Origin of the sequence: Arthrobacter sp. UYCo732 (assembly GCF_040547265.1) — a bacterium.
GTDB lineage: Bacteria > Actinomycetota > Actinomycetes > Actinomycetales > Micrococcaceae > Arthrobacter.
Genome location: NZ_JBEPPJ010000022.1, coordinates 39,796 through 65,475, shown reverse-complemented (window position 1 = coordinate 65,475; position 25,680 = coordinate 39,796). Strand labels below are relative to the sequence as shown.

General features: G+C 67.2%; 23 protein-coding genes. 15 read left to right on the top strand and 8 right to left on the bottom strand.

What is annotated here, in order from left to right; translation table 11 throughout:
* Positions 1 to 18: 18 nt before the first annotated feature.
* Positions 19 to 504 carry a type II 3-dehydroquinate dehydratase gene (aroQ, locus tag ABIB45_RS19755; protein WP_354217543.1) on the bottom strand — a complete coding sequence of 162 codons (486 nt, stop codon included), beginning with the start codon at positions 502 to 504 and terminating at the stop codon, positions 19 to 21.
* Positions 505 to 772: 268 nt separating this feature from the next.
* Positions 773 to 2,824 (bottom strand): acetate--CoA ligase, encoded by a 2,052-nt coding sequence (acs, locus tag ABIB45_RS19750; protein ID WP_354217542.1) that lies wholly within the window; start codon positions 2,822 to 2,824, stop codon positions 773 to 775.
* 404 nt (positions 2,825 to 3,228) lie between these two features.
* Between acs and ABIB45_RS19745 the strand changes: the two genes are divergently transcribed.
* From ABIB45_RS19745 to ABIB45_RS19735, 3 genes are read left to right on the top strand one after another with little or no spacing between them, the layout of a single operon-like run.
* Positions 3,229 to 4,599, top strand: a complete 1,371-nt coding sequence (locus tag ABIB45_RS19745) for a hypothetical protein (RefSeq protein WP_354217541.1) — start codon at positions 3,229 to 3,231, stop codon at positions 4,597 to 4,599.
* Between the two features lie 15 nt (positions 4,600 to 4,614).
* A complete protein-coding gene (gene nth / locus ABIB45_RS19740; RefSeq protein ID WP_354217555.1) occupies positions 4,615 to 5,451 on the top strand; it encodes an endonuclease III in 837 nt (278 codons plus the stop codon).
* A complete protein-coding gene (locus ABIB45_RS19735; RefSeq protein WP_354217540.1) occupies positions 5,448 to 6,125 on the top strand; it encodes an NUDIX hydrolase in 678 nt (225 codons plus the stop codon). Before nth ends, ABIB45_RS19735 begins: the two co-directional genes overlap by 4 nt.
* A 28-nt stretch (positions 6,126 to 6,153) precedes the next feature.
* Here the strand turns inward: ABIB45_RS19735 and ABIB45_RS19730 are convergent, their stop codons facing one another.
* Positions 6,154 to 6,351, bottom strand: coding sequence for a YegP family protein (locus ABIB45_RS19730; RefSeq protein ID WP_354217538.1), 198 nt, complete (start codon positions 6,349 to 6,351; stop codon positions 6,154 to 6,156).
* 124 nt (positions 6,352 to 6,475) lie between these two features.
* Positions 6,476 to 8,188, bottom strand: a complete 1,713-nt coding sequence (locus ABIB45_RS19725; RefSeq protein WP_354217537.1) for a bifunctional 3'-5' exonuclease/DNA polymerase — start codon at positions 8,186 to 8,188, stop codon at positions 6,476 to 6,478.
* Positions 8,189 to 8,493: 305 nt separating this feature from the next.
* Here ABIB45_RS19725 and ssd point away from each other — a divergent pair, with 305 nt between their 5' ends.
* The 7 genes from ssd to ABIB45_RS19690 all read left to right on the top strand — a co-directional run bounded on the left by ssd (position 8,494) and on the right by ABIB45_RS19690 (position 13,932).
* On the top strand, positions 8,494 to 9,669 hold the full coding sequence (ssd, locus tag ABIB45_RS19720; RefSeq protein WP_354217536.1) for a septum site-determining protein Ssd: 1,176 nt from the start codon (positions 8,494 to 8,496) through the stop codon (positions 9,667 to 9,669).
* 56 nt (positions 9,670 to 9,725) lie between these two features.
* Positions 9,726 to 10,934 carry a TadA family conjugal transfer-associated ATPase gene (locus ABIB45_RS19715; protein WP_354217554.1) on the top strand — a complete coding sequence of 403 codons (1,209 nt, stop codon included), beginning with the start codon at positions 9,726 to 9,728 and terminating at the stop codon, positions 10,932 to 10,934.
* Entirely contained in the window at positions 10,931 to 11,815 is an 885-nt protein-coding gene (locus ABIB45_RS19710; RefSeq protein WP_354217535.1) for a type II secretion system F family protein, read from the top strand. The genes ABIB45_RS19715 and ABIB45_RS19710 overlap by 4 nt, the downstream gene beginning before the upstream one ends.
* Positions 11,812 to 12,435 carry a type II secretion system F family protein gene (locus ABIB45_RS19705; protein WP_354217534.1) on the top strand — a complete coding sequence of 208 codons (624 nt, stop codon included), beginning with the start codon at positions 11,812 to 11,814 and terminating at the stop codon, positions 12,433 to 12,435. Before ABIB45_RS19710 ends, ABIB45_RS19705 begins: the two co-directional genes overlap by 4 nt.
* 194 nt (positions 12,436 to 12,629) lie before the next feature.
* On the top strand, positions 12,630 to 12,950 hold the full coding sequence (locus ABIB45_RS19700) for a DUF4244 domain-containing protein (RefSeq protein ID WP_502909200.1): 321 nt from the start codon (positions 12,630 to 12,632) through the stop codon (positions 12,948 to 12,950).
* On the top strand, positions 12,947 to 13,576 hold the full coding sequence (locus ABIB45_RS19695) for a TadE family type IV pilus minor pilin (RefSeq protein ID WP_354217532.1): 630 nt from the start codon (positions 12,947 to 12,949) through the stop codon (positions 13,574 to 13,576). The genes ABIB45_RS19700 and ABIB45_RS19695 overlap by 4 nt, the downstream gene beginning before the upstream one ends.
* The gene (locus ABIB45_RS19690) at positions 13,573 to 13,932 is read left to right on the top strand and encodes an Rv3654c family TadE-like protein (protein ID WP_354217531.1); all 360 of its coding nucleotides are present in this window, start codon (positions 13,573 to 13,575) and stop codon (positions 13,930 to 13,932) included. Before ABIB45_RS19695 ends, ABIB45_RS19690 begins: the two co-directional genes overlap by 4 nt.
* Here the strand turns inward: ABIB45_RS19690 and ABIB45_RS19685 are convergent.
* Positions 13,905 to 16,337 (bottom strand): DEAD/DEAH box helicase, encoded by a 2,433-nt coding sequence (locus ABIB45_RS19685; RefSeq protein ID WP_354217530.1) that lies wholly within the window; start codon positions 16,335 to 16,337, stop codon positions 13,905 to 13,907. The genes ABIB45_RS19690 and ABIB45_RS19685 overlap by 28 nt on opposite strands.
* Before the next feature lie 27 nt (positions 16,338 to 16,364).
* On the bottom strand, positions 16,365 to 17,057 hold the full coding sequence (locus ABIB45_RS19680; RefSeq protein WP_354217529.1) for a GNAT family N-acetyltransferase: 693 nt from the start codon (positions 17,055 to 17,057) through the stop codon (positions 16,365 to 16,367).
* A 397-nt stretch (positions 17,058 to 17,454) separates the two neighbouring features.
* Here ABIB45_RS19680 and trhO point away from each other — a divergent pair, with 397 nt between their 5' ends.
* A complete protein-coding gene (gene trhO / locus ABIB45_RS19675; RefSeq protein ID WP_354217553.1) occupies positions 17,455 to 18,348 on the top strand; it encodes an oxygen-dependent tRNA uridine(34) hydroxylase TrhO in 894 nt (297 codons plus the stop codon).
* A 49-nt stretch (positions 18,349 to 18,397) separates the two neighbouring features.
* On the opposite strand, the gene ABIB45_RS19670 is transcribed toward trhO, so the two are convergent.
* Both ABIB45_RS19670 and ABIB45_RS19665 read right to left on the bottom strand, forming a co-directional pair.
* On the bottom strand, positions 18,398 to 18,997 hold the full coding sequence (locus ABIB45_RS19670) for a hypothetical protein (RefSeq protein ID WP_354217528.1): 600 nt from the start codon (positions 18,995 to 18,997) through the stop codon (positions 18,398 to 18,400).
* A 77-nt stretch (positions 18,998 to 19,074) separates the two neighbouring features.
* On the bottom strand, positions 19,075 to 19,509 hold the full coding sequence (locus tag ABIB45_RS19665; RefSeq protein ID WP_354217527.1) for a DUF6023 family protein: 435 nt from the start codon (positions 19,507 to 19,509) through the stop codon (positions 19,075 to 19,077).
* Positions 19,510 to 19,645: 136 nt separating this feature from the next.
* Here ABIB45_RS19665 and ABIB45_RS19660 point away from each other — a divergent pair, with 136 nt between their 5' ends.
* From ABIB45_RS19660 to ABIB45_RS19645, 4 genes are all read left to right on the top strand, one after another.
* Positions 19,646 to 20,431, top strand: a complete 786-nt coding sequence (locus ABIB45_RS19660) for a MerR family transcriptional regulator (RefSeq protein ID WP_354217526.1) — start codon at positions 19,646 to 19,648, stop codon at positions 20,429 to 20,431.
* A gap of 38 nt (positions 20,432 to 20,469) precedes the next feature.
* Positions 20,470 to 22,158, top strand: a complete 1,689-nt coding sequence (locus tag ABIB45_RS19655) for a DUF7059 domain-containing protein (RefSeq protein WP_354217525.1) — start codon at positions 20,470 to 20,472, stop codon at positions 22,156 to 22,158.
* Positions 22,159 to 22,317: 159 nt separating this feature from the next.
* Positions 22,318 to 25,047 (top strand): type I DNA topoisomerase, encoded by a 2,730-nt coding sequence (gene topA / locus ABIB45_RS19650; protein ID WP_354217524.1) that lies wholly within the window; start codon positions 22,318 to 22,320, stop codon positions 25,045 to 25,047.
* Positions 25,048 to 25,192: 145 nt separating this feature from the next.
* On the top strand, positions 25,193 to 25,645 hold the full coding sequence (locus tag ABIB45_RS19645) for an SseB family protein (protein WP_354217523.1): 453 nt from the start codon (positions 25,193 to 25,195) through the stop codon (positions 25,643 to 25,645).
* Positions 25,646 to 25,680: the final 35 nt, after the last annotated feature.

The following is a 25,680-nucleotide window of genomic DNA, read 5'->3' as shown; positions in this document are numbered from 1 at the left end:
CCGGCCCGGCGGGCATGGCTACAGGGCTTCGGCCAGGTAGTCGATGGCGAGCTTGTAACCGAACACGCCAGCTCCCACGATCACCGCGGCGCACACCGGCGACAGGAACGAGTGGTGCCGGAACTCTTCACGCTGGTGCACGTTGGTGATGTGGACCTCGACGGCGGGCAGCTGCACCGCCGCCAGGGCGTCGCGCAGGGCAACGGACGTGTGGGTGAACGCGCCGGCGTTCAGGACAATGCCGACGGCAGTGGTTCGGGCCGCGTGGATGGCGTCCAGCAGGACGCCCTCATGGTTTGACTGGACGCAGTCCACCGTGAAGCCATGGGCCTCAGCCGCGGTAGCGGCAAGCCGTTCGACGTCGGCGAGGGAGGACGTGCCGTACTTTTCCGGTTCGCGGTTACCCAGCAGGTTGAGGTTGGGGCCGTTGATCACCAGGATGGTGCCGCGCCCGGCCGTTGTGCTGGTGCCAGCTTTGGAGTCAGAGGAGGAAGCGTCAGTCATGGCACCAATCTACCCGTCGGATTCTGCACCATCATTCGGCCCGGGCGATTCCAGGCGACCGGATTTCCGGCGGCCGTGGGCTGCGGCAGGGGAATGATTGCGCAGGATCCGTCAGGCAGGACCGTGCCGAGCCGCGTCGTCCCGGTTAGAGTCCCCACGAGGCTTCACGTCCGCCGGTCCTGCGGCGGGAAGCATGAAACCATGCATACGGCGACGGCGCCGCCCACCGTGGTGGGAAGCGCCGTCGCCGTGTTTGCGTGTTCGCCGGCTATTTCCGCAGCGAGGCCGCGATTTGGGCCATGACGGTGTTGTCGGCGAGGGTGGTGGCGTCGCCTACGTCGCGTCCTTCGGCGACGTCCTTTAGCAGGCGCCGCACGATCTTGCCGGAGCGGGTTTTGGGCAGTTCCGGGACCACGAGGATGGTTTTGGGTTTGGCGATGGGGCCGATTTCCTTGCCCACGTGGTTGCGGAGTTCCTGGACGATGGCGTCGCCGGAGTCCACGGCGTCCCCGCGGAGGATCACGAACGCGACGACGGACTGGCCGGTGGTGTCGTCCGCGGCGCCCACGACGGCGGCCTCGGCCACGGCGGGGTGGGAGACCAGGGCGGATTCGATCTCGGTGGTGGAGAGCCGGTGACCGGAGACGTTCATGACGTCATCCACCCTGCCCAGGAGCCAGATGTCGCCGTCCTCGTCCTTCTTCGCGCCGTCGCCCGCGAAGTACATGGACTCGAAGCGGGACCAGTAGGTGTCCTTGAACCGTTCGGGGTCGCCCCAGATGCCGCGGAGCATGGCCGGCCAGGGTTCGCGGATCACCAGGAAACCGCCGTGGCCGTCGGGCACTGATTCGCCGTTCTCGTCCACGACGTCCACGGCGATGCCGGGCAGCGGGACCTGCGCGGAGCCGGGCTTGGTGGCGGTCACGCCGGGCAGCGGGGCGATCATTTGGGCGCCGGTTTCGGTCTGCCACCAGGTGTCCACGATGGGGGCCGGGTTGTCCTTCTTCTCGCCGTTCTTCCCGGCGTTGGCGCCGATGACGTCCCGGTACCACATCCAGGCTTCGGGGTTGATGGATTCGCCCACGGAGCCGAGGACGCGGATCGAGGACAGGTCGTACTTGTCCGGAATGTCCCGGCCCCACTTCATGAACGTCCGGATCGCAGTGGGGGCGGTGTAGAGGATGGTGACTTTGTACTTTTCGATGATTTCCCACCAGCGGCCCTGGTGTGGGGAATCCGGGGTGCCCTCATACATGACCTGGGTGGCGCCGTTGATCAGTGGGGCGTAGGCGACGTAGGAGTGGCCGGTGACCCAGCCGACGTCGGCCGTGCACCAGTACACGTCCGTTTCGGGGTGCAGGTCGAACACGGCCTTGTGAGTGTAGGCGCCTTGGGTGAGGTAGCCGCCGGTGGTGTGCAGGATGCCCTTGGGCTTACCGGTGGTGCCGGAGGTGTAGAGGATGAACAGCGGGTGCTCGGAGTCATGCCCGACGGCGGTGTGCTCCGCCGAGGCCGCCCCGACGGTGTCGGCCCACCAGTGGTCCCGGCTTTCGTGCCAATCCACGTCCTGGCCGTTGCGCTTGACCACCACCACGTTCTGGACGGTGTGGCCGTCACCGTCGTCCCCAAGGGATAACGCGTCGTCGACGGCGGTCTTCAGGGAACTGGGCTTGCCGCGCCGGTAGGTGCCGTCGGCGGTGACCACGAGCTTGGCTTCGGCGTCCTCGATCCGGGAACGGAGCGCGTCCGCGGAGAACCCGCCGAACACCACGGAGTGCACGGCACCGATGCGGGCGCAGGCGAGCAGTGTGATCACGGCTTCGGGGATCATCGGCAGGTAGACGGCCACGCGGTCGCCTTTGGCCACGCCGAGGGACTCGAACGCGTTGGCTGCCTTCTTCACCTCTTCGGTGAGCTGGGCGTAGGTGTAGGTGCGGGTGTCGCCGGGTTCGCCTTCGAAGTAGATCGCGACCCGGTCGCCGAGCCCGTTTTCCACGTGGCGATCCAGGGCGTTGTACGCGGCGTTGACTTCCCCGCCCACGAACCACTTCGCGAACGGCGGATTGGACCAGTCCAGCGCCTGGTCAAAGTCCTTTGACCAGGTCAGCAACTCGCGGGCCTGCCTCGCCCAGAAAGCCGGGCGGTCGGCGTCGGCCTCTGCATAATCGGCTGCGGTGACAACGGCGTCGGCAGCGAATTCCGGGCTGGGAGCAAATGTCCGGTTCTCGTGCAGCAGGTTTTCAAAGGCGTCGCCCTGCTGGCTGCTCGGCACGGAGGCTGCGGGGGCTGTGACAATGGAGCCGGGAGTGTCCTGGGACATGGTGAACCTCATCATTCATCGGTCTATTCTGCGGCTGGCCGTCACGTTGCCGTGCCCCGCCGCTGTGTGGCATGGGGCAGGGCCGATCACGGACGTTCCGCAAAGAGCTGTTCCGGGATCAAGCCTAATGCGTGAGCATGGCCCCGTGTGTCACCTGTCACACAGCCGCCCGCGAACGGCATTTATTAAGCGGTGAATGGTTGCCGGGCCACGCCCGCTTAGCTCCGGGCGCCACCGATCAGCTAGTGAACGGCCATACGGTTGACTAGGCTGAGATTGAATTGTGACTTTCTACGGGGCTGTCCGATCCGGAGCATCACTGCCCGGGCCTGGCCGCTCCGCCGTTCCGGACGGCACAGTTTTGGGGCGGAACCGTCCCGTGCCGCCACGCTAAGGAGAACAGAATGAACCAGCAAAGCTCCGGTCAGAAAATTGGCCGCGCAATGGAGGACGGGCCTGACGCCGTGCCAGTAAACGGCATCGCGCCAGAGAGCGCCGCAGCGAAGGACCCGCAACACCCGACCGGTGCCAAACCCGGTGCCAAGCCCGGCACCACCAACCAGGCCGTGCTGGGCCCGTTCACGCTGCGTGACCTGACAGTTTTCGGCGCCACCCTGATCCTCCTGGTCGCCTCGGTGTTGCCGATCTTCTTCGGCCGGTTCAATCTCTGGAATGCGGGCAGCCTGTTCTTCCTTGGGCTGGGCGTGGTGCTGCCGATGATCGTCACCGCACTTTTTGCGGCCCGCCGGCTGGCCCCCGCCACCAAGGTCCGGATTGGCTCGCTGTCCGTTGACCAGTTCGCCTCGGTGGTGGCGTCCTTTGCTTTGGCGTTCTTCTTCGTTTCCGCCGCCGCTGCCTATGTCCCCAGCCTCCTGGTGGGCCTGGTGGGCTCCGTGGTCCTGTTCGCGGCGACGGTGCTGAGCCGCTTCATTCCGTATTTTGCCGGCGACTTCCTGGGACGCGACGAAATGTCCGCCCACATCATGGCGCGCGACTCAGCCGTTCCGGCTCCCAAGCCACACACGCCCAAAGAACCCAAAGCGGCGGACGGTGCCGAACCGGCGTCCAAGCGCGCTTTTGGTATCCCTGCCGGGCCGTGGTCATCCGGCCGTTCCGCTGCCTCCAAACCGGCAGAGGCCTCGCCCGGCGCCTCGGTCCCCGCTGCGTCCGCACCCGCTGGTACTGGTTCCCCCGCCCCGGCCATGTCCGCGGCAGTGTCCTCCGCCCCTGAGGTCAGGGAATGGACCGCAACCGGTGACGCAAGCCCCGCAACCCAGGCGGCCGACGTCGTGCCTTCAGCTTCAAGCTCTCCCGACGCGTCCACCTCTCAGGAGACGATGATGGGTGACGTCCCGGCAGCAGCTGCCGCTCGGGCTTCCGCCGCGTCAGCATCCGCAGTGTCAGCGCCTGGTGCTGCCGAGGCGACAACGCACGACGACGGTGCAAAGGCGGGTGCCCCGGCCCGCCAGTCTGCCGCCGAACCCGCTGCCACGGCGGTGCACCAGCAGGTGCGGCAGGTGGAGCCGATCGGTGCCACCGTGGACCCGGCCAGCCGCCCGGAAGAATCCGACGAACAGCCGGTGTTTGAGGCCTTCTGGTTTGCCGTGGCGCAGCACCGCACCGCCGTTGACCCGCGCACCGGCGCCCCCGCCTTTGTGATCGAACCCGGCGGCTGGGTACTGGCACTCGAAGACCGGGGCCACGAATTCCTGGTCCAGCATACCGACGGACGCCTGGGCGTGCTGCGCGACCTCAGCAACATCGAGCGCGGCTAGCAGGTCCACGTGGCCATGTCCCGTGCCCTCGGATCCGGCCCTGCCAGAGCTGCCGCATCCCCGAAGGCCGCCGCAGAGTCACTGCTGGGGTTGAAGCGCCGGGCCCGGCGGATCAACCGTGCGCTGGCGGAGAAATACCCGTACGCCCACGCCGAGCTTGATTTCCGGAACCCCTTCGAACTGGTGGTGGCCACGGTGCTGTCCGCGCAGACCACCGATGTCCTGGTTAACCAGGTCACCAAGATCCTGTTCGCCCGGTACCCCGATGCCCGCACCATGTCCGAGGCAGAGCCCGCCGAGCTCGAAGCGATCCTGCAGCCCACCGGCTTTTTCAGGGCCAAAAGCAAGAACGTTCTGGCCCTGAGCAACCGCCTCGTGGACGAGTACAACGGCGAGGTGCCCGGCCGGCTGGAAGACCTGGTGACCCTTCCCGGCGTTGGTCGGAAAACCGCTAATGTGGTGCTGGGCAACGCCTTTGGTGTGCCCGGGATTACGGTGGATACGCACTTCGGCCGCCTGGCCCGGCGCTTCGGCTGGACCCAGTCCGAGGATCCTGTGCAGATCGAATTCGACGTCGCCGAGCTGTTCGAGCCCAGGGACTGGACCATGCTCTCGCACCGGGTGGTGTTCCACGGGCGGCGGGTATGCCATTCCCGGAAACCGGCCTGCGGCGCGTGCCCGGTAGCCAACTGGTGCCCCAGCTACGGGCTCGGCGAGACCGATCCCGTCAAGGCAACCAAGCTCCTCAAGTACGAGCTGGCGCCCGGGAGCGAGGCCCTCCTGGGAAAGCTGCTCGCCGAAACCCACCGGGCCGCGGAAATCCGGATGGAATCACAGAGGCGCCTCCCATGAGCGCACGTCAGGACCTGATCGGCCTCGTGGAGAGATCCGACAACGGGGACGTCGACGCGCCCAACACCCAATGGGCGGCATTGACCGTTGACGAATCCATTGCCCGCAAGGCGGCCGTGCTGATGCTCTTCGGCGTGCTGGACAACGTTCCGGCCGCGTCCAGCAAGCCCCTGGCTGCTGCCGATTTGGATGTCCTGATGCTGGAACGTGCGCACACCCTGGGCTCGCACCCAGGCCAGGTGGCCTTTCCGGGTGGCGGCGTTGACGGGGACGAAACCCCGGTGGACGCAGCCCTCCGGGAAGCCGAGGAGGAAACCGGGCTGGACTCGGCAGGCGTGGAGGTTCTGGGCACCCTGCAGGAGCTCGGACTGGCCCGCAGCAATTTCCTAGTGACGCCGGTGCTCGGATGGTGGGCGGCGCCGTCGCCCGTGCGCGTGGTGGACTACGGCGAATCCGCCCAGGTCTTCCGGATCCCGGTCCGTGACCTCCTGGACCCGGCCAACCGGGTGACGGCCACCGTCCGCCGGGACGGCAGGATCTTCAGTAGCCCCGGCTTCGCCGTCTGCGGCGTGCTGGTTTGGGGCTTCACCGGGATCATCCTCGATGGACTCTTCGAGCAGCTGGGCTGGGCCGTTCCATGGGACCGGACCCGCGTGCGCGAGGTGGCTTTCTAGTCCGCAGCGGCCCGGCCCAGCTTCGCGCCTAGCTGCTGGGCGGTTTCTGGCGCAGATCCACCACAACGCCGGTGGCCGCATTTTCCCGTAAGGCCTTGATGCCGTCTTTCAGGGCACTGAGGTGCGGGAAGTCGGGCGAAACGGCCACAACCTTACCGTTTTTATCGGTGAGCCTGAACCGATACGCTTCGTGGCCTACTCGATGTATTTCAAACTTTCCGGGCATGAGCCGGACCTCCCCCTGTAGTATGCGCCATTGCATATGTTGCCGGGCGTTCGGCGCCCGGAACCACTTACTCTAACGCGGCCAAGGGGATCTGGCGAGCTACTGCCGGGTAAGTTACTTTCGGCTACTTGGCGTTGTCGTAGGAGTCCACCACGGCCACGCTGACCGGGAATTCCACCGGGATGGGTCCGAACAGGAGTTCCTTCGCCGCGGCGGCTGCTTCCTCGATGGCGCGGATACAGGCCGCCACGCCGGCCTCGGGGGCGTGGACCATCACTTCGTCGTGCAGGAAAAAAACGAGTTCCGCCTGAACAGAACCGTCGGCACGCAACGCGCGCAGCCGCCGTCGTAATTCCGCCAGCCAGCACGCAGCCCAGTCGGCGGCCGATCCCTGGACCACGAAGTTGCGGGTAAAGCGGCCGCGGGAGCGGGCGATCGATTCTGCGCGTCGCTGTTCCTCCGCGGTGGCCGATTGCTGGCTCCGGAACCAGTGTTCCGACGGCGGTGGGCTGCTGCGGCCCAGCCGCGTGGTCACGGTACCGCCTGCCTCGCCGTCGCGCGCCGCCTGCTCCACAAAGCCCACGGCCCGCGGGTAGGTGCGGGCCAGCTGCGGCATCAGCCGTCCGGATTCACCTGTCGTGGCGCCGTACATGGCCCCCAGCAGGGCCATCTTCGCCTTGCCGCGGTCGCCGCCGAATCCTTGCGCGGCGATGCCCGCGTAGAGGTCCTTGTCGCGCGCGGACGCAGCCATTTTGGCATCCTGGGCGAGCGCCACCAGCACCCGCGGCTCCAGTTGGGCCGCGTCCGCGACGATGAGCTTGTGGCCGGGATCGGCGTGGACCGCACCGCGGACCTGGCGCGGAATCTGCAGGGCGCCGCCGCCCCGCGAGGCCCAGCGCCCGGACACCACCCCGCCCACCACGTACTCGGGCTGGAAGCGGCCGTTTTTCACCCATGCGTCCAGCCAGGCCCACCCGTTGGCGGTGTGCAGGCGGGACAGTTTTTTGTAGGCGAGGAGCGGTTCGATGGCGGGATGGTTCGACTCCATCAGCTCCCACTGCCGGGTGCTTTTGACCTCGATGCCGTTGCGGTGCAGGGCACGCATCAGTTCCTGCGGCGAATCGGGGTTCAGTGCGGGGGAGTTCAGGCGGGACCGGAGTTCGGTGTTCAGGGCTTCAAGCTTCGCTGGCCGGTGGCCCGAAGCCGGTCGCGGTCCCAGATAATCGGCCAGGATCTGCTCGTGCAGGTCCGCCCGCCAGGGGACGCCGCTGTGCTGCATCTCGGCAGCGATCATGGCCCCGGCGGACTCGGCGGCAAGCAGCAGTTGCAGCCGCTTCCGCTTGTTCTCCTCCGGGGCGGCGGAGGCCAGCGCCGCCTGCTGGGCGGCGTATTCGGTGCGCAGTTCCGCCAGGGTATGGCGCGGCGACCGGTGCCGGAGGTCCTCGAACAGGGCGCCCTGCTCCGCGGGCGGGGCCGGCGGCTGGAGGCCGCGGGGCGGTTCCTGGGGATCGTCCAGCGTGACCTTTTCGGCGTTCAGGGCGTACTCGGTGTGGGCCGTGAACTGCGAATGCGCCAGGATGGTGCCGCACAGGCTGAGGTCATAGCAGCGGTCCAGTTCCACACCCGCTGCCAGCAGCGCGGGGTACCAGTCCTGCGTGCGGTGCCAGATCCAGCGCGGCGGTGCCTCGCGGGGCCGGGTCTCGAGGTGGCGTACGACGCCGGGCAGCTCGCTTGCGCTGATCAGCCGCGGTTCGGGGCGGTCCGGGTGGGGGTCGCCCGCCTGGGTGACCTGCTGGAGGGCTGCGCCGTGTGAGTGGGCGGCGAGCAGCAGGTACATAGGTTCAATTCTGCCTTGTGGCGGAGGCCCGGGCTGACGGCGCGGGCGGCCGACGGCGCTGGCACGGTGGACGGATCGGGCGGCCGAGCTTCGCCGGCCGGGCCGGTAGCTGTGCCACAATCGGCGTCACCTTATGTTGACGGCATGGAGGTGGAACGGATGAAGACGTTGGTGGCATCGCAGCGATCGCTCTGTGCCTTGTGGTCAGCAAGCAGGCCGTCCACCGAAAATACGGGAAGCAGTAGTTGTCCACATAGCGCGGCCCGCCACTGTTTCCCTGACCGGGTGCGATGGAGAGTTGCTGCATGAGCAGGCACCAGCTATCGCCGTCCCCTTCCGAGCAGCCATCGTCCCAGCTGTCCCGTGCCCGGCCATCCCCTCGCGGTGGAGCTGCATCCGGTGCCGGGGCGTGGTTGCCGGACTCTGCTGCCACCGAGGTGCTGCTGGTCACTGACTACGACTTTCTTCAGGGTGAGGTGGAGCAGATCGTGGCCGCCGCCGGCGGCCAGTTGCGGGTGGTCGCGGACGTCGCGGAGGCGGCCAAGTACTGGGACACCGCAGCCGCCGTGCTGGTGGGGAGCGACGTCCGTGAGCTGCCTCCGAGGCGCCGGGCACCAGCAGTGCTGGTGGGCCTGAATGGGGAAGGCGACAGTCTTTGGCACCTGGCCGCCGCTCTTGGTGCCGAGCGGGTGGCAGTGCTTCCTGATGCCTCGGCCTGGCTGGCCGAGTACCTGAGCAGGTCGCGTTCGCCCGAAGCCGGCGGCCTCGTCCTCGGCGTGACAGGCGGCTGCGGCGGGGCCGGTTCCACCACCTCCGCCATCTGGATCGCCCAGGCCGCAGCCGGGCTGGGCGTCCGCGTATTGCTCGTTGATGGGGACCCCTGGGGTGGTGGGCTGGAACTGGCGCTGGCCGCCGAAGAGGTGCCGGGGTTGCGGTGGCCTGACCTGTCCGACGCGAGCGGCAGCATCGATCCTGAGCAGCTCGCCGATTCCCTGCCGGTCGCCGGCGGATTTTCGTTCCTGTCCTGGCCCGGCAGCCGCGATCGTCAGGCTCCTGTGGACGCCACTGCCACGGGTGGCGTGCTGGACGCTGCCCGGCGCGGCTATGAACTGGTGGTGGTGGACATCGGCCGCGGTGCAGAACCACTACACAAGTTTGCCTGGGACTGTGACCGCATTCTGGTGGTTGTCCCGGCACAGTTGAAGGCTGCGGTGGCTACGGCCCGGCTGCTCCATGAACTTCCGCCGGTTGAGGCGGCGCTGCTGGTCCGGGGCAAGTCCGGTGCCGCGCTGGACGCGGGACTGATAGCTGACGCGGTCGGGCTGCCGGTCCAGGGCTGGGTTCCTGAGCTGCGCGGCGTCACTGCGGCCGGGGAGAACGGACGGCTGCTCGATCTGGGCAAGCGGCGCAGCGTCAGGCACTTCGCCGCGTCGGTGCTCGATCTGTTGGATGGCGACATCCTTGCCGGAGACCTGCCGTGAGTGCGAGGCGGCCTGACCCGCCGCCGACCCCGGCGGTGCCGGTTCCTTCGGGCCAGCTGACCGGACCACGCCGCCGGCAGGTCCGGGTCCTGGATCCGCGCGGTGTTGATTCGGCACTGCTGGAAACGGTCCGCGAATCAGTCATGGCCGATGCCGGGCCGGTCACGGCGTCCCGTGTTGCCGCAGCGGTCCAGGCCACCGGGCGGCTGCTTGGGACTGCAGGCTCCCTCGCCGCCGTCGAGCGGATCAGCGCCGAATTGAACGGGCTCGGCCCCCTCCAGGAACTGACCCGCGATATCCAAGTCACCGACATCTTTGTGAATGCCCCGGACTCGGTGTGGATCGACCGGGGAAGGGGCATCGAACCGGCCGGCGTGTCCTTCGCCAACGAGGCCCAGGTGAGGGCCCTTGCCTCACGGCTCGTGGCGGCCGGCGGCCGGCGGCTCGATGACGGGTCCCCGTGCGTTGATGTCAGGCTCGACGGCGGTTACCGCGTGCATGCCGTCCTGCCCCCGATTTCCACAGCAGGCACCCTGCTGAGTGTGAGGATACGGCGCGAGCAGGTCTTCAGCATGGACGAACTCCGGTCCGGCGGCATGTTCGGCGGCGTGGTGCACGAAGTTCTGGAACGCATTGTCCAGCACCGCCTGAGCTTCCTCATCAGCGGAGCCACGGGTTCGGGAAAGACCACGCTGCTCTCCACCCTGCTGGGGCTGTGCTCACCGGCCGAACGGCTGGTCCTGATTGAGGACGCCTCCGAACTGAACCCCGTCCATCCGCACATTGTTTCGCTGGAGTCCCGGCACGGAAACCTGGAGGGCGGCGGTGAAGTGGATCTGGGCGATCTCGTTCGGCAGGCACTCCGGATGCGCCCGGACCGGCTGGTGGTGGGGGAATGCCGCGGCGCCGAGGTCCGGGAACTCCTCACTGCCATGAATACCGGTCATACGGGCGGCGGCGGAACCATCCACGCGAATGCTGCCACTGCCGTCCCCGCGCGGTTGACAGCTCTGGGCGCTCTCGCAGGCCTTGGCCAGGACGCTGTCCGGCTTCAGGCAGCCAGTGCGCTGGACGTGGTGGTCCACGTGGAGCGGTCCCGCCAAGGGCGTTATGTGGCCTGTGTGGGTGTGGTGCAGGACGGGCCTGCCGGACTCGTTGTGGTTCCGGCGCTCCTGACCCGGCGTGGCCGGCCGTCCGCGGGTCCCGCCTGGGAATCGCTGAGTGAGCGGCTGGGGCTGTCTGCTGAACTGGGTGCAGCGGCATGACGGGGATGCTGGCCGGGATTCTCGCCGCGGTCGTGCTCCTGCTGCTCAGGCCACCCGGTGGCGCCGCGGGCCGTTTTCGGCGGGCCGTGGGGAGCACCGGACCGGGCCGCTCCGGTGGGCCCAGTGCACTGCACGGTGACGCCGGACCGGGCCGCTCCGGGCCGCGCTTCACCCTCGGCGCTCCGTGGCGGAAGGTGCGTCGTGCCGGACAGCAGGGGGGCCAGCTTTCCCTGACCTTGGTGGTCCAGCAGCTGGCGGCGTTGCTGAAGGGTGGGCGCACGCCAGCGTGGCTGTGGGACGAATTGTGGCTGGTCCACCAGGGCCGGTCGGAAGCAGGTTCACGCCAGCCGGAGGAAAGTGCCGGACCGGCGGATCCATCAAAGGCGTCAAAGCCCGGGCGGAACGGCCCGAGCCTAAGCCCGGGTTCCCTGCTGATGCTTGGCGCCGTCCGGGCCGCCGCATTCAGGGGCCTGCCGGTGTCTGAGGCGATCAGGAAATCCGCCCCGGCAGCATTTTTGCGCACTGCCGGCAGGGAGCAGCAGACCTGGCTGGAGCTGGCCGCGTGCTTTGACATCGCCGAAGCCAGCGGCTGTCCGTTGGCTGATGTCCTGGCGCGGTTTGCAGCCCAGTTGGAGGTGGAAGATGACGCTGAGGCGGCAAGACAGACGGCCTTGGCCGGCCCAAAGGCGACTGTGAGTCTCCTGACCTGGCTTCCAGTACTGGGGTTGGGGCTGGGCATGGCGCTGGGTGTTGATCCGCTGGCGATACTGTTCGGGACGCCGCTGGGTATGGCGGTGCTCGCGGCAGGGGTGGCCCTGACAGTCGCCGGGCGAATCTGGTCGGCCCGCCTGGTCCACGCCGCCGCTGGGGCCGCGCCGTGACGGATGCACTGGTGCCCGGAGTGGCACTCGTCGTTGTGCTGATCGCCGTTTCGTGCCTGGCCTTTTCACAGTCAGGCCGGGTACGGCACCGGTTGCTGAGGGTGAGCGGGGGACCGGGCAACCAGCCAGGTATCCCGAGTCCGCGGGCCGCCCCTGGAGGGGCGAGCGGCGCTGAGGGTGTAGCCGGATTGCGCGACACCGCCATGATGCTGGACCTCGTGGCCGCGATGCTGGATGCAGGATCAGGGATTGGACGATCCCTGGAACTTGTCGCGGCTTCTTCGTCCCAGGACTACAGTAAGGCGTTGCGCCCGGTGGTTTCAGCGCTCGCCATCGGAGCCGACTGGGAGACAGCCTGGCGCAGCTCCGAAGTCCGGCTTCCGGAGATCCTGGAGTTGCGCGATGCACTCGGGTTTGCTGCGCTGACCGGCGCGCCGTCGTCGGCCATCCTGTATGCCCAGGCCGCCAGGCTGCGCCGGGAGAGGTTCCGGGCCGCAGAGAAGCGCGCAGCGTCCCTGGGCGTAAAGCTGGTCATCCCGCTGGGCCTGTGTTCGCTGCCGGCCTTCATCTGCCTCGGTGTGGTCCCGGTTCTTCTCGCCCTGGTGCCCGCCGGAACCTGAGTCCGGCGTGAAGCCGACGATGTGCGAGGCCCGGCATCGGCCCGTCGCCAATGCCGGCTCTTTTCCGGTCCTTTCCTCCACAGGCCGCTGAAAGGCGGGGTTTTCCACTTGGGGCAGGTTCGCCCTTACGGCCCCGATCGAACCCGGGAAGAGTCGAAGCAACCGGCAACTCGGCCGGACTGCAGAAGGGAACCATGATCATGACCAGCCAAAACGCTCTTGCCGCCGCTGTACCGGAGGCTACCACTGGACCGTCGGGCACCGGGGATGGGCCGCACCTGAAAGCGCCAGCCGAACATAACGGCAACGTGGTGGAGCTTTACCCGGGTGCCACCGGACGGAAGAACCGCAGGCGCCGCCCCTCCGCTTCGGAAGCCGGGATGGCCACGGCCGAATACGCGATCGCCACCTTGGCCGCGGTGGGGTTCGCCGGACTCCTCGTCTTCATTCTGCGCAGCGACGAAGTACGAGGGTTCCTTTTGAACCTCATCCGCACGGCGCTGGCCTTGCCGTGATCCTGACGCCGGCGGCCCTGCACCCGGACACCGGGCGGGAGGGTGAGGGGATGCGGAAGGTTGCTTCACTCCGTCGCGGCAGCCGTGGGCCGGGGAACGCCCACGGCGCAGTGACGGCTGAGTTCGCCGTGGTGCTGCCGGCTGTCCTGCTGTTGCTCGCTTTGTGCCTGTCCGGGGCCGCCGCCGGCGTCACCCAGCTCAGGCTCGAAGAGGCAGCCCACGCCGGCGCCAGAGCATTGGCCCGCGGTGACGACCTAGCCGCAGTGGAGGGAATTGTCAGGACGTTGGCGGGAAAATCGGCCACTGCGTCGGTGGCGGCCGACGGCGAGTGGCTGAGCGTCACGGTGGCGGACAGGGTCGGCGGCCCACTGGGAGTTACGGTGCCCTGGACGCTGACGGCGAAGGCCGCGGCCCGGAGCGAAACGCCGATGTCATCCGGTGTTCCGCCCCGCCCGTTGGATCAGGTTGCGGCCGCACGCACGTCACCGCCACTGGCTGCGCCACCGCCGTTGGCGGTGCCACCGTCACTGGCGGCGCCACCCCGGCTCCTGGTGGCCGGCCGCCACGTGCCGCACCAAGGCGTGCCATCAGAGCGGTTAACGCAACTGACCAGCGGTGCTGCATGAGCGGCCAGTGCCGGGACCACCCGGAGCGTGGCTCGGGAACGGTCCTGGCGGCTGGGCTCGCACTGGTGGTCATCATGGCTATGGCCCTCTTGCTCCTCCTGGCCCAGTCGGCGGTGATGGCCAGCCGTGCGGCTGCAGCGGCGGACCTTGCTGCGCTCGCCGGGGCAGATGCCCTGCGCGGGCTGACCCCGGGGGATCCCTGCACCGTGGCCGCCGACGTGGCAGCGCGGCATGACGCCGTCCTCGTCACCTGCACGGAAGGGGCAGGGCAGACCGTCGAGGTCCGGACCCAGCTCACTGCGCGGACTATGCTCGGTGCCGCCAGCGGTCATGCGCGGGCCGGACCGCCGCCGTGAGCCGCCGCCGGATTGAGGGCGCGTTCCGCCGGGGGCAGAAGTTCCACATTCCGGGAAGGTGCCTCGCTCGCATCTTTGAGCAGGACGTTGATGAGCGTGATGGCCGCAGCCTTGTCCAGGGGATTGTTCTTGTTCCCGCATTTGGGGGACTGGACGCAGGACGGGCAGCCTGACTCACACTCACAAGCGTTGATGGCGTCCCGCGTCGCCGAGAGCCAGACTTTCGCCTTGTCGAAACCGCGCTCGGCGAAGCCCGCGCCGCCGGGGTGCCCGTCGTACACAAAGATGGTGGGCAGTCCGGTGTCAGCGTGGATGGCCGTGGACACACCGCCGATATCCCAGCGGTCACTGGAAGCCACAAGCGGCAGCAGCCCGATCGCTGCGTGTTCCGCGGCATGAAGGGCTCCCGGGAACTGTGCCTCGTCCAGCCCGGCACCGGTCAGCGAACGGTTGTCCACCACGAACCAGACAGCCTTGGTGAAGAGGTCCCGGGCTCCCAGCTCCAAGGGCTCCTCGCCCAGGATTTCGTTGGATATCAGGGCCTTGCGCTGGAAGGAGACCACTTGGGTTGTCACTTTGACGTCACCGAAGTGCACAGCGACGCCGCCCCACTGGGCGGTCCGCTGGGTTTCGAGCACCTCGATCTGGGTGACGTCCCGGGCGGTGGTGTAGTAATCGGGGTTGGCACGGCGGACCACCACGCAGTGGTCGTCCTCGTTCAGGTCCTCCACCACGTAGCTGTCGCCCTGGTGGACGTAAACGGCCCCGGTGTGGGCCTGGTAATGCGTCTGTGGCGAGTCCATGGTCCCCAGCAGGGAGCCGGTGTCCGCGTCCACGATGCTCACTGGTCCGCCGCCGTCGGCCCGGAGGTTCACCATCGCGGCAGCGCTCTGGGAGTGGGTCCAGAACCAGCCGGCCGGCCGGCGGCGCAGGTAGCCCTGGGCCACCAGCTGGCCCAGCAGCTTTTCGGTGGTGCCGCCGAAGAGGCCGAGCTCGGCCACCCCGAGGGGGAGCTCCGCGGCGGCAGCACAAAGGTGCGGCCCCAGCACATACGGATTGGAGGGATCAAACACCGTGGCCTCGACGGAGACGTCGAAGATCGCCTCCGGATGGTTCACCAGGTAGGTGTCCAGCGGATCATCGCTGGCTACGAAGGCGGCGATGGCGTCCTGGCCGGCGCGTCCGGCGCGGCCGATCTGCTGGAACAGCGAGGCGCGCGTTCCTGGCCAGCCGGCCACCAGCACCGCGTCCAGTCCGGAGATGTCGATCCCAAGTTCCAGTGCGGACGTACTGGAGACGCCCAGGAGCTCGCCGGAGCGGAGGGCCTTTTCGAGGGCGCGCCGCTCCTCCGGCAGGTAGCCGGACCGGTAGGCGGCCACACGTTGCGGAAGGCTGGGGTCCACCTCCTCCAGGAGGCGCTTGGTGATGGACGCTATGGTCTCCGCGCCGCGCCGGGACTTGATAAAGGCGATGGTCCGGATCCTGGACGAGACCAGGTTCGCCAACAGATCGGCCGTTTCAGCAACGGCAGTCCGCCGCTCCCTGGCCCCGTTCTCGCCCTTGAGGTCCGTCAAAGCGGGTTCCCAGAACGCAACCGTGGTGGAACCATGCGGCGAGCTGTCCTCGGCAACGGTCCGGACCGGCGCGCCGATCAGGCGCCCGAAGGACGTCCCCGGCTCCGAGGCCGTGGCAGAGGCCGCAATGAACACCGGGCCAGGGTGGGAGGTCCCGGCGCCGTAGTACGCACAGATGCGGCGCAGCCGGCGCATCAGGTTGGCCACGTGCGAGCCGAACACGCCCCGGTAGCTGTGCGCTTCATCCACAATCACGTACCGCAGCCGTCGGAAGAAGCTGGCCCACCACGCATGGTTGGGCAGGATGCCGAAGTGCAGCATGTCCGGATTCGCCAGAATGAAGTTGGCGTGGTCCCTGATCCACCGCCGGGACGCTGGGTCGGTGTCGCCGTCGTATGTCTCCGCGCGCACAGTGGACAGATTCAAGGAACGGATGGCGGCGAGCTGGTCGGCGGCGAGCGCCTTGGTGGGGGAGAGATAAAGCGTCACGGCGCCGTCGTCGTGGATTTTTCCGGGCTCGGACAGCACCCGCAGTTCGGAACGGTGGATGGCGTCCAGAGCCGGCAGCTGGTAGGCAAGGGATTTTCCGGAGGCGGTACCGGTGGCAATCACCACGTGCTCGCCCCCGTGGGCAAGATCGGCGGCCTGGATCTGGTGCCGGTAGGGCTCGTGGATGCCCAGAGAACCATAGGCGGCCACGAGATCGGGGTGGGCCCAGCCCGGCCACGGTTCGTGGACCGCCTGGCGCGCGGGGATGGTGCGGACATGACGGAGCTGCTCCGGGTCCGAACCGCGGCCCAGCAACGGGATCAGCGAGTCATGGGGGTTCACCCCAACATTCTTTCATCCGCGGAAAAATCAGCCCACGGAAAGGTCCGCACCCTCATCGGAGGTGGACAGCATCAGGACACGGCAGACTGTGGCCCAACCCAGGTGGGAATACAGTTTTTGGCCGTCCAGTGAAGCCAGCAGCAGGCCGTTCTCCACATCCGGGCCAATGGCCTGCGCCGCGAGGGCCTTCATGATGAAGCTGCCCAGGCCACGGCGCTGGAACGCGGGCTGGACCACAATCTTGTCGAAAACCGCGGTCGCACCCACCACACGTACCCGGCCACTGGCCGCCACGGAGTCGCCGGAGCGGACTACGGCATGGTGGACGCCGTCCAGTTCGGAGGTGACCAGGTTCAGGTCGTCATCCGATAGCCAGGGATCCTCGGTGTCCTGGGTTTCCATGTCCACGATCATCATGGCCTGCGACGCGGACGTGATGTTGAGCCCGTGCTTCCCGGCCAGCTGGGTATACCGGAGGACGTCGTTGGTCAGGATGGTCAGTATCCGGGTAGGGGCATCCGCGGTCTTTGCTGCCAAGGCCGCGAACTCGTCCTCGGAAGGGTCGTGGGAGAAGTACTCCCATTCTCCGGTGGTGTCGGCCCGCAGTGCAGCGGGGAATCGGCCTTCAGTTGATGTTTGGTACCCGCGGCAACCGGCCCAACCAGTTACCCAGACCGCAAGAAGGTGTGTGATGTCTTCAACCATGGCGTCCGGACTCATGTGATGAGGGTATTCCAGCCCCGTCACAAGCAACAGGGGTTCGCTGCCGGGACCGTGCTTGCTTATGCAATCGTGACCAGACCAGACGGGCGGAATCCCCCGAAGCCATGAACGTTCCGTCCGCGTTCAGTTCCTCCTGGCCAGCGCCACCCCGAGTGTCACGGCTGGTGGGTGACGGCGCGGCAGCGCGGGGCGGTTAAGTGTGGCGCCGGTGCGTGCGGGGCCGCCGTCACGGCCGCCGCGGTGCCGTTCGTCGTTCGCCGTCGCCGTCGCCGTCGTCGGCCACCGGGCGGCCGAAACCGCCCTGAACAGATGCGACGCCGCCGCCGCAGCGGGGCCAGGCCACCCGTAGCGGACAGGCAGGCCAGTGCCTGGCAAACCCAGTACCCTTAAATACGTGGCTTTGAACCGAATTGTGCTCTTTTACGGCTTTACCCCCATCACTGATCCGGACGCGGTGCGGCTCTGGCAACGCGCCCTCTGCGAGAAACTTGGGCTGACAGGACGCATCCTGATTTCCAAGGACGGCATCAACGCCACGGTGGGCGGCGAGATCGGCGCCGTCAAGCAGTATGTGAAGACCACGCGCGAGTACAAGGGCTTCCACGGCATCGACGTGAAATGGTCCGACGGGGGCGCCGACGATTTCCCGCGGCTGAGCGTCAAGGTGCGGGACGAGATTGTCTCCTTCGGCGCCCCCGGCGAACTCAAGGTCGATGCGGACGGCGTGGTGGGCGGCGGCACGCACCTCCAACCCGAAGCGCTGCACGAACTGGTGGAAGCCAGGAAGCAGGCCGGGGAGGATGTGGTGTTCTTTGACGGCCGCAACGCCTTCGAGGCCCAGATCGGTAAGTTCAAGGACGCGATCGTTCCCGATGTGGCCACCACGCACGATTTCATCAAGGAACTCGATTCCGGCAAGTACGACGCCCTCAAGGACAAACCTGTGGTCACGTACTGCACGGGCGGGATCCGCTGCGAAGTGCTCTCCAGCCTGATGGTGAACCGCGGCTTCAAGCACGTCTACCAGCTCGACGGCGGCATTGTCCGTTACGGCGAAAGGTTCAAGGACCAGGGCCTGTGGGAAGGCTCGCTCTACGTTTTCGACAAGCGAATGCACCTGGAGTTCAGCGAGGACGCAAAAACCATCGGCGAATGTGTCCGCTGCGCCGCACCCACCAGCAAGTTCGAGAATTGCTCCAACCTCAGCTGCCGCACCCTCACGTTGAACTGCGCCGAGTGCGCGGCCAGCCCGGAGACGCTGCGCTGCCCTGAAGGCTGCGCTGCCTGAGCGAAGCGTTCACGGGATCCTGTAGCGCCAGGCCTGCGGCGGCAGAGGCTCAAAGCCAGATCAGCCGGTATGCGTAATTAGCCTCTGACCCAGCTTCCACCCGGAACGTCAGCACCGTTTCCTCCGACATGTAAATCACGTTTTGCCGCGTCGAGCCGCAACGCAGGCTGAGGTGCAGCATGGTGTACTCGCCGTTGCTGACAGTAAAGGTGACCGGCCGCTGGCTGCGGCATGCCAGCGTTAAGACGTACGTTCCGGGCGACAGGCTGGGCACGATCTCGGTCCGGATTTCCTCCGCGCGCAGCAGGCCGTAGCCCCGGTGCGCGACCTGCAGCCCGGTTCCGAGCTGGACCGACTCCAGCCAGGCTTCAAGGCCAGCCTCGTCGACGGGATCGTTCTGCCACGGATCGGTGGCAAAAGCCGGGTCGGTGACGGCGGGCGCGGCCAGGGTGTCGTTGAGCGCAGGCTGCCAGCCGTCGTCGTAGCTGTATTCGCACCCCGCCAGTGCAGCGCCGGCCAGCAGGGCGGCCGCCGCCGAAAGCACGACGGCGATGACCGGCCGGGTACGCAGGGAACCCTTCCCGGACAGGCGATGGCCCGGAAGAAAAGCAGAAAGACGACGCGGAGCCGCTCCCTTTAGTGCGGGCATAGGCCGACTGTAACGCCGGGAGCACCAGCCGGACCGGGGAAGCGTCCCCTACTTAAAGTAGGGAAGGTTGTCGGGAACTATCCGGCCACCACTTGGTACGCGTAGATTAGCGGTGCGTCCAGGCTGGAGGCGCTGAGCTCCAGCGGCCCGGTTTCCGTGAGGCTGATTTTCGTCGTCTCGGGCGTTCCGTAGCAGGCCGCTCCGAGGTCCAATAGTTGTTTGCCGCCGGACCGCACGGCGAGGAAAGCTTTACCGCCGCCTTCACAGACCAGCGTCAGCGTGTACTTCCCTGCCGGTACATTCTGGGTGTGGTCCACGGGCCGGGCGTTGAGGATCTTGCCCGCGTCTTCGGTCACGATGCCGGTGGCCGAGGGCATCGCCGTGGCCTTCCACGCGGGTACATCGGCGTTCTCCACCGAAAGCTGCTGTGCACAGCCGGAAACGGCCAGAACGACGGCGGCGGCGGCCACTGCGGTCAGGGCGCGCGGCATGGAGGTGGGAAAGAGAGCCATGCTTCAAACTTACCCGGAGGCCCTGATGTTCGGTGATCCGAGGCCCTTGAGCTTGACGCTACGTCAACATCTATCGTGGAAATGTCAGCCGGGACCCACAGTCAGGCTCCAGAACAAACAGCGCAAGGAGGAGCAGATGGACTGGTCCATCCAGGACATTGCCCGGATCGCCGGCACCACCAGCAGGACGCTGCGGTATTACGACGACATCGGCCTGCTCAAACCGAGCCGCACCGGCACCAACGGCTACCGCTACTACAACCAGGCGGCCCTGGTGCAGCTTCAGCGCATCCTGCTCCTGCGTGGACTGGGGCTCGGGCTGCCGGTGATCAGCCAGGTGCTCGACGCCGAAACGGACGCCGCGAAGGCGCTCACCGGCCATCTCGAATGGCTGAGGCAGGAACAGGACAGGCTGGCGCGGCAGATCGCGTCAGTCACCCAAACCATCAACGCAGTGAAAGGAGGCGGCGAAATCCTGGCGGAAGACATGTTCAACGGTTTCGACCACACGCAGTACAAGGACGAGGTCGAAGAGCGGTGGGGCAAGGACTCGTATGCGAAGGGGGATTCGTGGTGGCGCAGCATGGGCGCCGATCAGAAGTCCGCCTGGAAGCAGCGATCACAGCAGTTGGGCGAGGACTGGACCGCCGCGGCCACGGCCGGCATCGCGCCGGATAGCGCGGAAGCCCAGGCCCTTGCACAACGGCACGTCGCATGGCTGACCGGCATCCCCGGCACTCCAGCGTCGGATGCCCGCGGGGGTGGCGCAGGTGTGGGCGGCAGGGGCGATGTTAAGGAGTACGTCATGGGCCTCGGCGAGATGTACGTCGCGGACCCGCGGTTCGCCAAGAACTACGGCGGCACTGATGGCTCAGGCTTCGTCCGGGATGCCCTGAGGATCTACGCGGAAGCGAACCTGTAGCCGCCGGGGGAAGCGCCGCCCGCCAATAGACTTGGGCGGTGACTGATTCCACGCTCTTCCTTGCCGGCAACACCCCCGACGCGCCGCGCAGCGACCGCTCCGGGCTGCTGAGGGCGCTCGCCGCCGACTTGCGCGCGGTGGACTACACGCTCGACGGCGTGGCCGGGCTGCTGGGTGAGTCAGCCTACAACGCGCTCAACCGCGACCAGATCATCCCGGCCCTGCTGGCCACCGAAAGTGCCGCCCATGGTTCGCCCGCCGGCGGCGGATCAGCAACGGCGGCGCTCGCCGCCGTCGTTCGCCTCTGGCTCCTGGCGGAACCGCAGGCGCGGGCAACGCTCGACGCCGCCCTGTCGGGGATCCGGGCCGACGGCTTGGTGGAGCTGGGGTTGCTGGAGCCCGTGCCCGGCTTTGAGCAGCCCGGCACCGATCTGTCCGGCACCCAACTGCTGCAGGCCAAGGCGGACCTGCGTCCGTACGGCTGGGATGCTAACGAAGACGGCAGTGGCGGCGCCGAACTCTGGGTAGCCAGCGACCTCGCCGCGCACCAGCAGGCCGGGGTCCTGCGGCACGACCATGTGCTGGGGATCGGGCAGGCGTCCACCACGCTGGTGCAGACCACCGTCCGCCGGCACGTAGCCAAGGCGCTGGACTTGGGGACGGGCTGCGGAATCCAGTCCTTCCACCTGCTGCACCATGCCGAGCATGTCACGGCCACGGACATCTCCGAACGTGCCCTCGCGTTCACCCGGTTCAACCTGCTCCTGAATGCCGAAGCGCTGCTGCTGGATCCCGCTCGCCTGGAAAACCGGGTGACCCTGCGGCTGGGGTCGCTGCTGGATCCCGTGGCCGGGGAGGAGTTCGAGCTGGTGGTGTCCAACCCGCCGTTTGTGATCACGCCGCGGACATCCGGTGAAGCGGCGTCCGGGCAGTTCACCTACCGCGACGGCGGCCTGCCCGGGGACGAGATTGTGTCCTCCCTCATAGCCGCCCTGCCCGGCGTCCTGGCCCCTGGCGGCACCGCCCAGCTGCTCGGCAACTGGGAAATCCCGGCGGGAACAGCGTGGCACCAGCGGCCGCAAAGCTGGATCAGCCCGGGCACGGATGCCTGGTTCATCCAGCGCGAGCAGGTGGGCCCCGAACAGTACGCCGAAACGTGGCTGCAGGACGCCTCCGAATCCCGCGACCGGCAGCACTACCGGGACGCGTACGCGGCGTACCTCGCGGACTTCGCCGCCCGGGACGTGGAGGGGATCGGCTTCGGGATGATCTGGCTCCGGCGGCCTGCCGCCGGGTCCGCCGGCGCCATCAGCCGCTTCGAGGAAATCACGTACCCCATCGAACAGCCGGTGGGACCGCACCTGGGGGCCGCCGTCGAGCGTTCCGACTGGCTTGCCCTGAACGACCTGGCGGACGCGCACCTGATCGTGGCGGACGACGTCACGGAGGAACGCCACCAGCGCCCCGGCGCGGAGCATCCGGGCGTGATCCTGCTCCGCCAGGGTGCCGGGCTGCGTCGGACCAACCTACTCAGCACGGAACTGGCCGGGTTCGTCTCCGCGTGCGACGGCGACCTCTCCGTCGCGCAGATCATCGGCGCCCTGGCCGCACTGCTGGGTGGGAGCCTGGCCGGGGAGGACGGGTTCGACGGCGACGCCTTCCGGGCCGGGCTGCTCACCGAGGCAGGCAATCTGGTCCGCGACGGATTCCTGCTGCCGGCCGAATAAGCGGGATTCCGGAGGCTGTGGATAACGTTGAAACCGGGGCCGGAAACCGCCCTGCGGACCCGGACGTTTTCCACATGAATGCGCATCCTCGGCCAAAATATGGTGAACTAGGCGAGTATGGGCTCATCTGCCCGAGCAACCTTTTTCTGTAGGAGCACCGTGCCAAGCAAGGCCAAAACCGGCAAAAAACTCGTGATTGTGGAGTCTCCGGCCAAGAGCAAGACCATCGCCAAATACCTCGGCGAAGGCTTCATCGTAGAGGCCTCCATCGGTCACATCCGCGACCTGCCGCAGCCATCCGAGCTTCCCGCGGAACTGAAGAAGACCTCGGTGGGCAAGTTCGCCGTCGACATCGAAAACGACTTCAAGCCCTATTACGTGGTGTCTGCGGACAAGCGGAAGAAGGTCACCGAGCTGAAGGCGGCGCTCAAGGATGCCGACGCCCTCTACCTCGCAACCGATGGGGACCGCGAGGGCGAGGCCATCGCGTGGCACCTGCTGGAGGTCCTGAAGCCCAAGGTCCCGGTATACCGGATGACGTTCGGCGAAATCACCAAGGAAGCCATCCACCGCGCCATGGACAACCTGCGCGATGTTGATACGGCCCTGGTGGACGCGCAGGAAACCCGCCGCGTCCTGGACCGCCTCTACGGCTACGAAATCTCGCCGGTACTCTGGCGCAAGGTGGCCCGCGGCCTGTCCGCCGGGCGCGTCCAGTCAGTGGTCACCCGCATGGTGGTGGACCGCGAACGCGAACGCATGGCGTTCAAGGCCGCGTCCTACTGGGACCTGACCGGCCAGTTCGGCGCCGGCACCGCCTCCTTCAAGGCGAAACTGGCTGCCGTTGACGGCGCCAAGGTGGCCAGCGGCCGCGACTTTAACGACGACGGCGAACTCACCGCCCGCAACGCCGCCCACCTCAGCGAGGAACTCGCCACGTCCCTGGCCGCGGGCCTCCAGGATGCGGACTTCCGCGTCCGATCCGTGGATACCAAGCCGTATACCCGCCGCCCGGCCGCGCCGTTCACCACGTCCACGCTGCAGCAGGAAGCCGGCCGCAAGCTGCGGTTTACGTCAAAGAGCACCATGCAAGTCGCCCAGCGCCTGTATGAAAACGGCTACATCACTTATATGCGTACCGACTCCTCCGCGCTGAGCGACGAAGCCGTCACCGCTGCCCGCCGCCAGGCTTCCGAGCTGTACGGCCCGGAGTATATCCCCGCGTCGCCCCGGGTCTACACCAGCAAGGCGGCAAACGCGCAGGAAGCCCACGAGGCCATCCGCCCCGCCGGTGACTCCTTCCGCACCCCGGCACAGGTGGCCAAGCTCCTCTCCGGCGACGAGTTCCGCCTGTACGAGCTGATCTGGAAGCGCACCGTCGCATCCCAGATGGGCGACGCCAAGGGCTCCACGGCCACCATCCGGCTCGGCGCCGTTGCTACCGACGGCCGGGACGCTGAATTCTCGGCTTCCGGCACTGTCATCACCTTCCCCGGCTTCCTGGCCGCCTATGAAGAAGGCAAGGACGAGAGCCGCGGCGACGACGACTCCGAGGAGGCCCGCAGGCTCCCGAACGTCGCAAAGGATGATGCCCTGACGTCGTCGGACATTGTTGCTGTGGGCCACGAGACCTCGCCGCCGCCGCGCTTCACGGAAGCGTCCCTGACCGCCGAGTTGGAGAAGAAGGGCATCGGCCGTCCGTCAACCTACGCGTCCACCATCTCCACCATCCAGGACCGCGGCTACGTCCGGAAACAGGGTTCCGCGCTGGTGCCCAGCTGGATCGCGTTCTCAGTGATCCGCCTGCTCGAGCAGCACTTCACGGACTACGTGGACTACGAGTTCACGGCAGACATGGAAGGCGACCTGGACAAGATCGCCAATGGCCAGGCCGTGGGTGCCGCCTGGCTGCGCCATTTCTACTTCGGCGAGGACTCCGATCCGGGCCTGCTGAGCATCGTGAACAACCTCGGTGAGATCGATGCCCGGGAAATCAACTCCATTCCCATTACGGACGAGATCACGCTGCGGGTGGGAAAGTTCGGCCCGTACCTGGAAAGCTCTGCTGCCACGGTTGATCCGAAGACCGGCGAAATCGTGGAGAACTCCCGTGCCAACGTCCCCGAGGATCTGGCGCCGGACGAGCTGACGGCTGCCAAGGCCATCGAACTGATGGAGACCGCCGCCCCGGAGGAACGGGTGCTGGGCGCAGACCCGCACACCGGCCACACGGTGGTTGCCAAGAACGGCCGCTACGGCGCCTACGTCACCGAAGTCATCCCCGAGATGACCGAGGAACAGATCGCCAACCAGCCGGTCGAGTACTACAAGAACGGCAAGCCCAAACCGCCGAAGAAGCCGGTCAAGGCCAAGCCGCGCACCGGGTCACTGTTTGCATCGATGACCGTCGACTCCGTCAGCTTGGACGAAGCACTCCAGCTGATGAGCCTGCCCCGCGCGCTCGGTGAGGACGCCGAAGGCAATCTCATCACCGTGCAGAACGGCCGCTTTGGCCCGTACCTGAAGAAGGGCACGGACTCCCGCTCCATCGGCACCGAAGAGGAAATCTTCACCATCACGCTGGAGCAGGCGCTGGAGATCTACTCCCAGCCGAAGCAACGCGGCGCACGTGCCGCGGTGCCGCCCTTGGCAGAGTTCGGTCCGGACCCTGTTTCGGAGAAGAATATTGTGGTGAAGGAAGGCCGCTTCGGCCCTTACATCACCGACGGCATCACCAACATCACCGTGCCGCGCTCCACCTCCCTGGAGGAACTCACCCGGCAACAGGCCGTGGAACTCCTCGCCGAGAAGCGGGCCAAGGGGCCGGTCAAGCGCACCACCACCGCCCGCAAGGCCCCGGCCAAGAAGAAGGCGGCAGCCAAGAAGTAAGTCCCGGTGGTTGAGCCTGTCGAAACCTGGATGGAAGTAATCCTGCAGCGTGCGTGTACGTGAGGATTGAGCGGGCGCGCCGAGAATTGCGCATGTCCGGATTACCGGAATTGCGCAGTCGTGCCCAACGTGGTCATGTAGATACATGACTGAACAGCCCGGCACAGCCGACCCCAAGCCGCAGAACGACCTCGAAGAGAAGCTCGCTTTGGGCGGTCAGCCTGAGGGCAGCCCGGTGGACGTCATCCTGTCGTTCCTCAACAGCGAGGTCTACGTCATCAGTACCGACGGCATCGAAGGCGAAGATTCCCAGGTGGAGCCGCTGGTCCTGGCGAACGCTGAGGGCGAACCGGTCCTGGCCGTATTCTCGCACCCCACCCGCGTTGACGAGCAGTACCTGGAGGCGGCCCCGATTGTCCTGGGGACGCAGGGCGCAGCCATCATCGCCAATATCGGCGAGGACATGGGCATGGTGATCAACCCCGGAGCCGCGTATGGTTTCGAGATCAACCCCGAGGGCGTCGCCAACATCAAACGCGATTTCAAACGCGCTGATGAGCTGCCCGACGGCTCACCCGAGGACCCTTCCGCCAACTGACGCTTTTGGACCGGTTGTGGGTGATGGCCCGGGCG